Source organism: Prauserella isguenensis, from assembly GCF_014191605.1.
GTDB classification, from domain to species: domain Bacteria; phylum Actinomycetota; class Actinomycetes; order Mycobacteriales; family Pseudonocardiaceae; genus Prauserella; species Prauserella isguenensis.
The window spans coordinates 89,651-102,294 of record NZ_JACHWU010000001.1 but is presented as its reverse complement, the minus strand read 5'-3'; the positions used below and the strand labels follow the sequence as shown (position 1 = coordinate 102,294).

10 protein-coding genes are annotated in these 12,644 nt (G+C 71.4%); 7 read left to right on the top strand and 3 right to left on the bottom strand.

The genetic code is table 11. The annotated features are described in order from the left end of the window. The gene (locus FHS23_RS00405) at positions 1-1,770 is read left to right on the top strand and encodes a GMC oxidoreductase (RefSeq protein WP_183646047.1); all 1,770 of its coding nucleotides are present in this window, start codon (positions 1-3) and stop codon (positions 1,768-1,770) included. A 118-nt stretch (positions 1,771-1,888) separates the two neighbouring features. Here FHS23_RS00405 and FHS23_RS00400 read toward each other — a convergent pair whose 3' ends face one another. After that, positions 1,889-3,190 carry an aldehyde dehydrogenase family protein gene (locus FHS23_RS00400; protein ID WP_183646045.1) on the bottom strand — a complete coding sequence of 434 codons (1,302 nt, stop codon included), beginning with the start codon at positions 3,188-3,190 and terminating at the stop codon, positions 1,889-1,891. 143 nt (positions 3,191-3,333) lie between these two features. Between FHS23_RS00400 and guaA the strand changes: the two genes are divergently transcribed. The 3 genes from guaA to FHS23_RS00385 all read left to right on the top strand — a co-directional run bounded on the left by guaA (position 3,334) and on the right by FHS23_RS00385 (position 7,543). Continuing rightward, entirely contained in the window at positions 3,334-4,911 is a 1,578-nt protein-coding gene (guaA, locus tag FHS23_RS00395) for a glutamine-hydrolyzing GMP synthase (RefSeq protein WP_343053539.1), read from the top strand. 28 nt (positions 4,912-4,939) lie between these two features. Beyond that, positions 4,940-5,719, top strand: a complete 780-nt coding sequence (locus FHS23_RS00390; protein ID WP_183646041.1) for a GIDE domain-containing protein — start codon at positions 4,940-4,942, stop codon at positions 5,717-5,719. Between the two features lie 348 nt (positions 5,720-6,067). Beyond that, entirely contained in the window at positions 6,068-7,543 is a 1,476-nt protein-coding gene (locus tag FHS23_RS00385) for an FAD-dependent monooxygenase (RefSeq protein ID WP_183646038.1), read from the top strand. Positions 7,544-7,590: 47 nt separating this feature from the next. On the opposite strand, the gene FHS23_RS00380 is transcribed toward FHS23_RS00385, so the two are convergent. Next, positions 7,591-7,827, bottom strand: a complete 237-nt coding sequence (locus FHS23_RS00380) for a hypothetical protein (RefSeq protein WP_183646036.1) — start codon at positions 7,825-7,827, stop codon at positions 7,591-7,593. Further along, the gene (locus FHS23_RS00375; protein ID WP_183646034.1) at positions 7,820-9,055 is read right to left on the bottom strand and encodes a PspC domain-containing protein; all 1,236 of its coding nucleotides are present in this window, start codon (positions 9,053-9,055) and stop codon (positions 7,820-7,822) included. Before FHS23_RS00375 ends, FHS23_RS00380 begins: the two co-directional genes overlap by 8 nt. Before the next feature lie 169 nt (positions 9,056-9,224). Between FHS23_RS00375 and FHS23_RS00370 the strand changes: the two genes are divergently transcribed. The 3 genes from FHS23_RS00370 to FHS23_RS00360 all read left to right on the top strand — a co-directional run bounded on the left by FHS23_RS00370 (position 9,225) and on the right by FHS23_RS00360 (position 12,625). After that, positions 9,225-10,817 (top strand): ATP-binding protein, encoded by a 1,593-nt coding sequence (locus FHS23_RS00370; protein ID WP_183646032.1) that lies wholly within the window; start codon positions 9,225-9,227, stop codon positions 10,815-10,817. Next, positions 10,814-11,584: a response regulator gene (locus FHS23_RS00365; RefSeq protein WP_246381245.1), complete on the top strand. Its 771-nt coding sequence runs from the start codon at positions 10,814-10,816 to the stop codon at positions 11,582-11,584. Before FHS23_RS00370 ends, FHS23_RS00365 begins: the two co-directional genes overlap by 4 nt. Before the next feature lie 102 nt (positions 11,585-11,686). Beyond that, positions 11,687-12,625 (top strand): DMT family transporter, encoded by a 939-nt coding sequence (locus FHS23_RS00360; protein ID WP_183646030.1) that lies wholly within the window; start codon positions 11,687-11,689, stop codon positions 12,623-12,625. Positions 12,626-12,644: the final 19 nt, after the last annotated feature.

The window sequence follows — 12,644 nt, the reverse complement described above, 5'->3', positions numbered from 1 at the left end:
GTGACTTCGCGTAACACCATCGCTGGGGATGGCAGGACGGACCTCGACTACGACGTGCTGGTCGTCGGCTCCGGATTCGGCGGCAGCGTCGCGGCGCTACGGCTGACCGAGAAGGGCTACCGCGTCGGCGTCATCGAAGCGGGCAAGCGCTTCACCGACGAGGATTTCGCCAAGACGTCGTGGGATCTGCGCAACTACCTGTGGGCTCCGCAGCTCGGGTGCTACGGCATCCAGCGGGTCCACCTGTTGCGTGACTGCATGATCCTCGCCGGGTCGGGGGTCGGCGGCGGCTCGCTGGTGTACGCGAACACTCTCTACCGGCCGCTCGCCCCCTTCTACCGGGACCCGCAGTGGTCGCACATCACCGACTGGGAGTCGGAGCTCGCGCCGTTCTACGACCAGGCGAGCCGCATGCTCGGCGTGAACGTGAACCCGACGGTGACCCCGTCCGACGAGGTCATGCAGAAGGTGGCCGCGGACATGGGCGTCTCCGACAGCTACCACGCGACACCCGTGGGCGTGTACTTCGGCGAGCCGGGCAAGGAGGTCGCCGATCCGTACTTCGGCGGTGCCGGACCGGAGCGCACGGGCTGCACCGAGTGCGGATCCTGCATGACCGGCTGCCGCGTGGGCGCGAAGAACACGCTCGCCAAGAACTACCTGTACCTCGCCGAACAGGGCGGAGCGCACGTCGTGCCGATGACGACGGTCACGGCGGTGCGGCCCCGTGGAAAGGGGGGCGCCCCCGCCCATGCGGACGTCGCCGGCGGGGGAGGGACGTTCGAGGTCGACCTGCGGAAGACGGGCACGACGTCGACGAAGTTCACCACGACCGTCACGGCGGGCCACGTCGTCATGGCCGGGGGTACGTGGGGCACGCAGAAGTTGCTGCACGCGATGCGCGACAACGGCACGCTGCCGCGTCTGTCGAACCGCTTGGGCGAGCTGACGCGCACCAACTCCGAGGCCATCCTCGGAGCGGCGCGCACCGACGTCGACCCGGAACGCGACTACAGCCGGGGCGTCGCGATCACGTCGTCGATCCACCCTGACGCGAACACGCACGTCGAGCCGGTGCGCTACGGCAAGGGCAGCAACGCGATGAGCCTGCTCCAGACGATCGCCACCGACGGCAGCCTCGCCGAGCCGCGGTGGAAGCAGCTGGCCAAGTACATGCTCAAGCACCCGATGAAGAGCTTGAAGATGCTCAACGGCTACAAGTGGAGCGAGCGGACCGTGATCCTGCTCGTCATGCAGAGCCTCGACAACTCGATCACGACGTTCACCAAGCGGGGTCTGTTCGGGCGGCGCAGGTACACGTCGAAGCAGGGCCACGGCGAGCCGAACCCGACGTTCATCCCGGCGGGTCACGAGGCCACGCAGCGCACGGCCGAACACATCGACGGCGTGCCGGGCGGTACGTGGGGCGAGATCTTCGACATCCCGCTGACCGCCCACTTCATCGGCGGCGCACCGATCGGCACGAACGCCGACGACGGTGTCATCGACCCGTACCACCGCGTGTTCGGCTACCCGAACCTCCACATCGTGGACGGCACGGCGATCACGGCGAACCTGGGCGTGAACCCGTCGCTGACGATCACGGCGCAGGCGGAGCGGGCGTTCTCGTTCTGGCCGAACGCGGGCGACGCGGATCCGCGTCCGTCGCAAGAGGCGGGCTACGTCCGGATCGACCCGGTCGCCCCGCGGCGCCCGGTCGTCCCCGCCGAGGCGCCGGGCGCCCTCCGCCTCCCCATCACCCCGGTGTAACCCTCAGCGTGTCCTGCACCCGGCCACGCGGGTGGTGCACTCGTGCCGCCGTGTTGCGCCTCCCGGAGCCCGTGTTGCGCAACACGGCCCCCGGAATGAGCAACACGGGCCGGTGGGGTCAGGTCAGGGTCGTCAGCTGGGGTGTGGTGATCGCGTGCATGGTGATGCGGACCGTGGCCGGGTCGTAGTCCGGTACGTCGCCGACGACGACGCGAGCGGCCTCCAAGTGGGAGCGTGCACGCATCGCCAGTGCGGTGTCGCCGGTGAACAGCCCGACCGCCGGTGTGGCCGCGCCGGGTACCGCGACCGCGGCGAGCGCCTCCTCCGGTTCGTCGGCGACCGTCACGGCCAGCACGGGTCCGCAGGTGGGTTCGTCCTCGGTGCCGGTGACCAGCGTCGGCTCTCCCGAGGTGCCGCCCGCCAGGACGGTGGCGCCCGCCGCGGTGGCCTCGCTCAGCCAGGCGGCCGCCCGCTCGGTGATGTCGGCGGGCAGGGCGCCCACCGAGACGGACGTGTCGTATGCGCTTCCGGTCGGCTGGGCCTCGACCGCCGACGTCAGCGCGGGCAGCAGTTCGTCGGCGACCGCCGCGCACACCACGGCCCGTCGCACCGCCTCCGGCCGCATCCCGCCCTGGCGGGTGGCGGCGACGGCGATGCGCTCGGCAACGTCGGCGACGTCGGCGACGTCGGGAATGTCGGTGACGACCACGGCGGCGCCCCGTGACCGAGCCGTCGTGTCGATCCGCACCAGGTCTCCGGCCTCCGGCTCGTCGCCCGGCAGCACGGAGAACGCACCCTCGGGCAGGCCGACCTCGCCCAGCGCCTCACCGAGTGCCAGCGCGGACAACGGCGTCGCGGTCCCGGCGGCCACGATCACCGGTGCGCCCACCGCGAGCGCGGCGGCCACCGCGTGGGCGGCGCTGCGCAGGGGTGCCTCCGGCGACGCCACGCCCAGCACCGGTCCCCGCGGAACGTCGTGGATCAGGGTCGTGACGCCGCCGTCGCTGCTCACCCGGCCCTCGCGGGGGAGCGGATGCCGTGCCGCGTACCGCAGCACGGCGACGGCGTCGTCGACCTCGCGCTGTGCCCAGCGCAGCGGGATGCCGCTTTCCGCGGTGAGCAGTTCCGAGAGTTCCTCGTGGCGCGCCTCGAGTTCGCCCGCGGCGATCTGCAGCGCACCAGTGCGCAGCTGCTCGTCGTCGATCCGGCCGAGGCCCACGGCGGTCTCCACCGCGGTGGCAGCCTGCTCGGGTGTGGGTACCGCAACCGTGGCCACCTCGGTGTCGTCGACGGGGTGGGTCACGGCGGCGGTGTCGGGACTCGACTCCGCGCGCCCGGCGATCCAGGTGTCGCGCGGCCGCGGGGTGTAAGCGTCGTCCTCGGTGTCGAACTCGAAATCCGGCGGGCCTGCTGTGGTCATGGGCGCACCTTATGTGGGCCCGCTCACCCGCCGTCACACCCGCCGTGACGTGGGGCCGAACGCGGCCCACCTGGCGGCGAGCGCCGTCGGCTCACCTGCGACGATGGAGGCCAGCCGAATGTCGCAGCGAGGAGGTCCCGCTCGTGCCCGAGAACACGTCCGCCGGTCCGGCAGCCGCCACCGAGGGTCCGGTCCTCGTCGTGGACTACGGGGCGCAGTACGCCCAGCTCATCGCGCGCCGGGTGCGGGAGGCGCAGGTGTACTCGGAGGTCGTGCCGCACACGGCGTCGGTGGCCGAGATGCTCGACCGCAACCCGTCGGCGATCATCCTGTCCGGTGGCCCGTCGAGCGTGTACGCGGAAGAGGCGCCGAGTGTCGACCCGGCGTTGTTCGACGCGGGCGTGCCGGTGTTCGGCATCTGCTACGGCTTCCAGGTGATGGCCCGCGCGCTGGGCGGCACCGTCGAGCACACGGGCACGCGCGAGTTCGGCCGCACAGAGCTCGACGTCTCGGGCGGGCAGCTGCACGAGGAAATGCCCGCGCGGCACCCGGTGTGGATGAGCCACGGCGACTGCGTGACGAAGGCGCCGGAGGGCTTCGACGTCACGGCGAGCAGTGAGGGTGCGCCGGTCGCCGGGTTCGAGAACGTGGGCCGCGGTTTCGCAGGCGTGCAGTACCACCCCGAGGTGGCGCATTCGCCGCACGGCCAGGAGGTGTTGCGCCGCTTCCTGCAGGAGATCGCGCAGATCCGTCCACAGTGGACCACTTCGTCGATTGTGGACGATCAGGTCGCGCGGATCCGTGCCGAGATCGGCGACGGGCACGCCCTCTGTGCCCTGTCGGGCGGTGTCGACTCGGCCGTCGCGGGCGCGCTGGTGCAGCGGGCCATCGGCGACCGGCTCACGTGCGTGTTCGTCGACCACGGCCTCCTGCGCGCGGGCGAACGCGCCCAGGTGGAACGCGACTTCGTCGCCGCGACGGGTGTCAACCTGGTGACCGTCGATGCCCGTGACCAGTTCCTCGACGCGCTCGCCGGTGTCAGCGACCCGGAGGAGAAGCGCAAGATCATCGGACGCGAGTTCATCCGCGTCTTCGAAAGCGCCGCCCGAGACCTGAAGGACAAGGGCGACGCCGAGTTCCTCGTCCAGGGCACGCTGTACCCGGACGTCGTCGAATCCGGCGGTGGGGCCGGCACGTCGAACATCAAGAGCCACCACAACGTCGGCGGCCTCCCCGAGGACCTGCAGTTCAGCCTCGTGGAACCGCTGCGGCTGCTGTTCAAGGACGAGGTGCGCCGCGTCGGCCTCGAGCTCGGCCTGCCGGAGACGATCGTGCAGCGCCAGCCGTTCCCCGGGCCTGGCCTCGGGATCCGCATCATCGGTGAGGTCACCGGCGGCCGGCTCGACACCTTGCGCGCCGCCGACGCCATCGCACGCGAAGAGCTGTCGGCCGCCGGTCTGGACCACGACATCTGGCAGTGCCCCGTGGTGCTGCTGGCGGACGTGCGCAGCGTCGGAGTGCAGGGCGACGGCCGCACCTACGGCCACCCCGTCGTGCTGCGCCCGGTTTCCAGCGAAGACGCCATGACCGCCGACTGGACTCGGCTACCCTACGACGTACTCGAGCGCATCTCGACACGCATCACGAACGAGGTCGCAGAGGTCAACCGGGTCGTGCTGGACGTGACGAGCAAGCCGCCGGGCACGATCGAATGGGAATGACGCGCGAGACGAACCGGGGGTGGCGGACGTGTGGATCGCAGGCGCGATTCTGATCGTGGCGGGTGTGGCCGCTTTCTTCTTCATGCAGCACACAAAGAAGGAGCTGCACGCGATGATCGGCACGGAGACGCTGTCGATCCCGGAGCTGGAGGCCGAGCGCACGGCATCCGACGAGCTCGGCGCGAAGGGTTCGTTCCGTAAGACCACCGAGGTCGTCGGCGCGGCGCACCCGCGGCCGGAGGGCGTGCTGACGGCGGAACTGTCCAAGCAGGAATGCGTCTGGTACCGCTACACCGTCGAGCGCGAGTACGAGCACGTCGAGTACCGCGACGGCGACCGGCGCACGCGCAGGCGCACCGAGAAGATGGCCGACCACTCGTCCAACGCGGGCTTCGCCGTGATCGACGAGGCCGGCCGCACGATTGGCGTCGACCCCGGTGGTGAGCGGCCCGACAAGCCCGAACAGGTCATCGACCGGTTCGAACCGCACGAGGGCGGCCGCGGCAGCGTCGAACTGTTCGGCATCAAGCTGCCCAGCTTCGGCGGCGGCAACCGGACGATCGGCTACAAGTACAAGGAATGGATCGTCCGGCCCGGTCAGCGGCTGTACATCCTCGGCGAGGTGCACGACAAGATCGGCCCGTTGGTCATCGGGAAGCCGTCCGAGAGCGGGCATTTCATCATGTCGACCCGTTCCGAGGCCGAACTGCGCAAGTCCCGCGAGACGCAGCACAAGCTGCTGGCGCTCGGAACGGTCGCCGGTGTCGTCATCGGCCTCGGACTCGTCGTCGCGGGGATCGTGTCCTAGGAACCGGCCCACGCGCCGACCTCACGCCGTGGCCCACCGGAGACGCTCCGGTGGGCCACGGCGTTTTTCGTCTCGTGCCACCGTCGTGCCGCATGAACGATCGGACAGCTTCAGCCGACGGGCAGGGCCGAAAGTGGGGCCGAGTGCACTGGAAGGCCGAGCGCACTGGAAGGCCGAGCGATGAGCGGCTTCGGCGGAAACGGGAAAGGCGGGATTCCTCCCGCCACTTTCACTGTACCGCGCATCCCCGGGCTTGCGGCAATCCCCGGTGCGGGGCGCAGACTTGCGATTCCGGTCGACATTCCGGCCGAGTAATCCGTTCTCGGGAATTGCTTCAGGGAGACATTCGTGTTCGATGTGATCATCGTCGGCGGCGGCCCGACGGCGACGATGCTGGCGGCGGAGCTGCGGCTGCACGGGACGTCGGTGCTGGTGCTGGAAAAGGAGCCGGAACCGACCCCGGTAGTGCGGTCGCTGGGACTGCACGTACGCAGCATCGAGGTGCTCGACCAGCGAGGACTGCTGGAGCGGTTCCTCGACCGTGGCACGAAACATCCGCTGGGCAGCCAGTTCGCGGCGATCCCCACGTCGACGCCCGACGTGGACACGGCGCACGCCTACATCCTCGCGATACCGCAACCCGTCGTCGACCGGCTGCTCGAACAGCATGCCGTCGAGGCGGGCGCCGACGTCCGCCGCGGGTGCGAGGTGACCGGTCTCGTGCAGGACGACGACGGGGTGACGGTCGAGGTGGCGGGCGGTGGGGCCGAGCGCGCCCGCTACGTCGTCGGCTGCGACGGGGGCCGCAGCACGGTGCGGAAACTGCTCGACATCGGTTTCCCGGGCGAGCCGACGCAGACGGAGAATCTGCTGGGCGAGGTCGAGGTGACGGCGCCGCCCGAGGAACTGAGGGCCGCGATGGCCGAGGTGCGCAGGACGCAGCTGCGCTTCGGGATCGCACCGATCGGTGGCGGTGACGGCGTGCACCGCGTCACCGTGCCCGCGGCCGGTGTCTCCGACGACCGCACGCCGCCGACCCTCGACGAGCTCAGGACGCGGCTCGTCGCCGTCGCGGGCAGCGACTTCGGCGTGCATTCGCCGCGGTGGTTGTCGCGGTTCGGTGACGCCACGCGGCTCGCGGACCGTTACCGCGTCGGCCGTGTCCTGCTGGCGGGCGACGCGGCGCACGTCCACCCGCCGCTGGGCGGGCAGGGGCTCAATCTCGGCATCCAGGACGCGTTCAACCTCGGCTGGAAGCTGGCCGCCGAGGTGGCGGGACGCGCCCCGGAGGGGCTGCTGGACAGCTACGAGTCGGAGCGCCGCCCCGTGGCCGAGGACGTCCTCGACAACACCCGCGCCCAGACGGTGCTGATGGCGACCGACGCCCGGTCGCAGGCGGTACGCGGGCTCGTCGCCGAGCTGGCCGGGATCGACGAGGTGAGCAGGCGGCTGACCGAGAAGATCGTCGCCACGGCCGTTCGCTACGACGTCGGCGAGCCCGCCTGCGGCGAACGCGCAGCCCTGCTGGGGCTGCGGATGCGGGACGTGCCGTGGGCGGGCGGCAGGCTCTACGACCACATGCGCACGGGGCGGGGATTGCTGGTCGACCCGCTGGGGACGCTGTCGGTCGACGGGTGGGCCGACCGGGTCGACCACGTCGTCGAGCGGACCCGGACCGAGTCGGCAGGTTCCCCGGTCGACGGCGACTTCGCCGATGCCGTGCCGCCGATGCTGCTGCGGCCCGACGGGCACGTGGTCTGGGCGGGCGGTGATCCCGCCGCGCTGCCGGAACGGCTCACGCGCTGGTTCGGTGCACCCGGGTGAGGCTCCATGCCGTGCCGGTGCGGAACGAGCCGCACCGGCACGGCTCGTCAGCGGTCCTTGCGCAGCGACGCGGCCAGCATGATCACGCCCACAAGCACGGCGACGCCCGCGACGGCCCACCGGGGATCGACGTGCCCGATCCACACCGGACCGTCGAAGAACACGTAGCCGGCACCGCCGAGTGCGGCCAGCCCGGCGAGGAGTGACAGCGGATCGAACCTGCGTCGGTCGTGGGTGCCCGCGGCCGGATCGGCCGTGTGCTCGAACGGATTCTGCTCAGCCATCGCGCCGCACCTCCACGTTGCCGACACCGGCGTCGAGCGTCAGGTGGAACCGTTGTCCGCCGTCGGCTCCGTTGTCGCTCCCGACCAGGTTCACGTCGGTCATGCCGCTCTGTGACTTGTCCAGGCACGTGGCCGTGCCGGTACGGGCCTTGCAGTCGTAGGTCACGTCGGCGTCGCGGGGCACGGTGAACGTGATGTCGCCGGTGCCGACCGACGCCTCGACGGCGACCACCCTGCCGACGTCGGCGAGTTCGGTCAGATCCACGTTGATCGAGCCCGCAGTGAGTGCGTAGGTGTGGTCGAGTTGGCGCTCGTTGCGGGGCGTCTCGCGGATCTCGCCCAGCCCGCCCGAGTAGCCGCCCACGGGCCACGGGCTCGTCAGGACGGCCACCGCGGCCGTCGGCAGGGCGAACCAGATCAGCCCCCGCGCCCCTCCCGTGAACGCGCCGACCAGCAGGCCGCCCGCCAGCACGGCCAGCGTCGCGCCGGCCACCTGGGAGGCGCCCCACACCGGGTCGAGGACGGTCGCCGTCACACCCGCGGTGATCACCGCCAGCGCCAGTGTCACGAGCGTGACCTTGGAGGCGCAGCGGCGCCGCGATCGTTCCTGCGACGGTCGCTCCGGCTCCTCGGGCGGCGGCGCGGGAACCGGCGTGGAGGGGTCTGCCAGGTGCCAGCCGAGCGGGTTCGCGCCCAGGGCGTCCCAGTCGGTGGTGGCGGTGTCGACCCGGGTGCCGGACTGCGGCGCCGTCGCGCTCGCCGCCCGGGAAACGGGCCGGTTGAGGTGCCCTCGCCCGCGGTGCATCAGGTACAGCGCGGTGACGACGAGCGCCAGGCCGACGATGCCGCCGCCGTCCAGCCACGTGCCGCCGAACGCCAGTCCGAACGCGGGGAAGCACGCCGCGCACAGCAGCAGTGTCAGGCCTTTCGACGTCCCGCTGGCGCCGTGGCCGAGGAGCCCCTCGAACGCGGACACTTCGTCGTCGGCTGCCGGGAGGAACAGCCAGCCCAGCAGGTACACCGCCGGTCCGACGCCGCCGAAGAATGTCAGGGCGACGAGCGCCACCCGGATGACGATCGGGTCGATGCCGTACCGCATGCCGACCCCCGCGGCCACGCCCGCGACCTTGCGTCCCTGCGCGGGACGGCGGGGCCTGCTCGCCCAGAAGTCCTTGACCGTCGCCTCGAACCCGTCGAGATGCCGGGTCGCGCCGCTCGTGCTGTTCATGACGTCGAGCATGCGCCCCGCGGTGGCCCCGGCACATCGGGGAGCACCCTGAAACCGTCCCCGAGGACCACCGGCGGGCCCCGGCGCGGACGAGGCGCGTCTCCGGGCCGTGCTTCAGGGGTTTCCCTGATGATTCCGGTCGCCATGTCTGTGACGATGGACGGTGACCATGGATGACGTGCAGGAACAGGGCGCAGAAGGGCGTTCGGCGGACACGCGGCCCCGGGACGGAGTCGCCGCACCGGACGCCGGCATCCGCGCGCCCGCCGACGGTACGCAGGCCCACGGCGGACTTCCGGCCGCTCCGGTGACCACCGGCGCCGGCCGTTTCGGCGACGGCGAACCCGGCGACGGGCAGCCGGCGCCGCCGAAGATGTACCGCAGGCGTGGCGGCCGTGCGCTCGCCGGTGTGGCCTGTGGGCTCGCTGATCACCTCGGCGTCAAGGTCCTGTGGGTGCGGGCCGCGTTCGCCGTGCTCGCGGGCCTGGGTGGACTCGGAGTGCTGGCCTACGGCCTGCTGTGGGCGTTCGTGCCGCAGGAACAACGGGACACGTCCCGTGCCGAACTGTCCGGGCGTCAGCGGCAGCAGGCCTACGGGCTCATCGCGCTCGGTGTCGGGCTCACGGTCATCGGCGGTGTGCTGAGCGGTGTGCTCACCGGCTGGGCGGGACTGCCCGTGGCGGTGGTGCTCGTCGGCGTGGCCGTCGTGTGGCGGGAGGCCGACGAGACGCAACGGCGTCGCTGGCGCAAGGGTGCGAAGTCCGGTGTCGCCGGAGTCGTGTTCGGCGGCGGGGGCGTGTCGGCGACCATCCGAGTGCTGGCGGGCGTCGCCGGAGTCGTGACCGGCATCGGCCTGATCGTGCTGCGCGGCAGCGGCCTGGCCCAGTTGCAGTTCGCCGTCGTCGCCGTGCTCGCCACGCTCATCGGCGTGGCCCTGCTGACGGTGCCGTTCTGGCTGCGCCTGGTCCGCGACCTCGGTGACGAACGCCGCGCGCGCATCCGCACCGAGGAACGGGCCGAGATCGCCGCCCACCTGCACGACTCCGTGCTGCAAACGCTTGCGCTCATCCAGAAGCGCTCCGACCATCCGCGCGAGGTGACCCGGCTGGCCCGCGGCCAGGAACGGCAGCTCCGCGCGTGGCTCTACGGTCCGAACGGCTACGGCACGCCGAACCGTGACGCATCGGCTCCCGGCTCCGACGGTCCCGGTGAGGCGGAGTCGGCGCCTGCCACCCTGGCCCAGGCCGTGGCGGAGGCGTGCGGCCAGGTCGAGGACACGTTCGCCATCTCGGTGCAGCAGGTCGTGGTCGGTGACGTCGAACTCGACGACGGCCTCGTCGCGCTCGTCCAGGCGGCGCGCGAGGCCATCGTGAACGCCGCCAAGCACGCGGGAGTCGACGAGGTCAGCGTGTACGCCGAGGTCGAACCCACAGCGGTGACGGCGTTCGTCCGGGACCGTGGGGCCGGGTTCGACCCCGACGGCGTGCCCGAGGACCGCCACGGGCTGTCCGACTCGATACGGGGCAGGATGGAACGCGGCGGCGGCAGCTGTCGGGTGCGGACTGCACCCGGCGAGGGCACCGAGATACAGCTCGAAATGCCGCGTTCGGACAGCACCGGCAACAAGGACAGCGGCGCCAAGGACAGCGGCGGCAGAGACACCGGCGGCAAGGACACCGGCGGCAAGGGCGATGACGGTGAGAGCGACTCGGCGTCCGGCCGCGCCACACACGACCGAGCAGCACAGGGGGCAGCCTCATGACGACCGACGACCCGCGCACCACCGACGGCCCGGGCACGACCGACGGCACCGACAGCCCGGCCGGCACCATCGCGGACGCGGAGTCGTCCGGCGGCCACGAGGCGCAGCCGTCGGACAGGCCGGTGACGGTGTTCCTCGTCGACGACCACGCCCTGTTCCGTGCCGGTGCGAAGGCGGAGCTGCAGTCGATCAGCGACGAGATCCGCATTGTCGGCGAGGCGGGCTCGGTCGGCGAGGCGGTCGCCGGCATCACGCGGATGCGGCCGCAGGTCGTGCTGCTCGACGTGCACATGCCCGACGGCGGCGGTGCCGAGGTGCTGCGTCGGTTGCGCGGCGAGTTGCCGGACGTGGTGTTCCTCGCGCTGTCGGTGTCCGACGCGGCCGAGGACGTCATCGCGGTCATCCGTGCCGGTGCGCGCGGCTACGTCACGAAGACCATCTCGTCGACGGAGCTGGTGCAGGCCATCGTGCGGGTGGCCGACGGCGACGCGGTGTTCTCGCCGCGGCTGGCGGGATTCGTGCTGGACGCGTTCGCCGAGCGGCCGGGCGCCGAACCGATCAGCGATCCCGAACTGGACCAGCTCACGCCGCGTGAACGGGACGTGCTGCGGCTTCTCGCGCGGGGTTACGCGTACAAGGAGATCGCCTCCGAGCTGTTCATCTCGGTGAAGACGGTCGAGACGCACGTGTCGAGTGTGCTGCGCAAGACCCAGCTGTCGAACCGCTACGAGCTCTCCCGCTGGGCCACCGACCGCCGCCTCGTCTGAGTCCCACGGGTGCCGTGAACGGCACGACAGTGCAGACGTTCTTAAACAGGGTTCAGAACTGTTCGCTTGTCCTCATTAGTTGCGGTGGGCGAAGCTTGACGTATGCAGGTCGAGTCCCGGAAATCCGCCGTGTTGCCGTGGGTCGCCGCGCTGGCGGTCATGGTGTTGTGGGCGTCGTCGTTCGTGGTCATCCGGGGTGTCGGGGTGCATTTCTCGGCCGGTGCGATGGCCTTGCTGCGTCTGATCGTCGCCTCCGTCGCGTTGGGGATCGGGGCGATGCTGTACCGGCCACGGTGGCCCGGCACGGCCGCTGCGTGGGGCTGGATCCTGCTGTGGGGCGTGTCCTGGTTCGGCGTGTACACGGTCGTGCTGAACCTCGCCGAGCAGCACATCGACGCGGGCACTGCGGCCATGCTGGTCAACGTCGCGCCGCTGCTGGTCGCGCTCGCCTCGGGCGTGCTGCTGGGGGAAGGCCTGCCCGCGCGGTTGTTCGTCGGCATCGGCGTGTCGATGGCGGGCATCGTCGTGATCACGCTCGCCACCACGACCGGCAGGCTGACGGTCGCCGGCGTGGTGCTGTCGCTGATCGCCGCACTGCTGTACGCCGGGAGCGTGCTGCTGCAGAAGTGGCGGCTCACCGGCGGCGACTCGTACGCCGTCACGCTCGTCGGCATCGTCGGCGCGATGGTGGCGTGCACGCCGTTCTTCGGCGACCTCGCCGACGATCTGGGGGCCGCGTCCTCGGCGTCGGTGCTGGCCGTGGTGTACCTGGGCCTGTTCCCGACCGCACTGGCGTTCAACCTCTGGGGCTACGCGCTCAAGCACGTGCCCGCGGGAGTGCTCAGCTCATCGTCCCTGGTCGTGCCCGCGCTCGTGGTACTGCTGTCCTGGATCGCGCTCGCGGAGGTGCCGCCGCTGCTGGCGATCCTCGGCGGCGGGTTGTGCCTGAGCGGGGCCGGCTTCTCGATCGTTCCGCACATCCGCGCGGCGCTGCGCAGGCCCGAGCCGGTGGGCGAACCGGCCCGTTCGCCGACGGGATGACCGCAGGCCTCAGCGGGTC

What these genes read in the sequence shown, in the direction of transcription:
- FHS23_RS00400 (WP_183646045.1), bottom strand. Translation starts at nt 3,190, where the DNA reads ATGACCACAGCAGGCCCGCCGGATTTCGAGTTCGACACCGAGGACGAC.
- FHS23_RS00380 (WP_183646036.1), bottom strand. Translation starts at nt 7,827, where the DNA reads ATGGCTGAGCAGAATCCGTTCGAGCACACGGCCGATCCGGCCGCGGGC.
- FHS23_RS00375 (WP_183646034.1), bottom strand. Translation starts at nt 9,055, where the DNA reads ATGAACAGCACGAGCGGCGCGACCCGGCATCTCGACGGGTTCGAGGCG.
- FHS23_RS00370 (WP_183646032.1), top strand. Translation starts at nt 9,225, where the DNA reads ATGGATGACGTGCAGGAACAGGGCGCAGAAGGGCGTTCGGCGGACACG.
- FHS23_RS00365 (WP_246381245.1), top strand. Translation starts at nt 10,814, where the DNA reads ATGACGACCGACGACCCGCGCACCACCGACGGCCCGGGCACGACCGAC.
- FHS23_RS00360 (WP_183646030.1), top strand. Translation starts at nt 11,687, where the DNA reads ATGCAGGTCGAGTCCCGGAAATCCGCCGTGTTGCCGTGGGTCGCCGCG.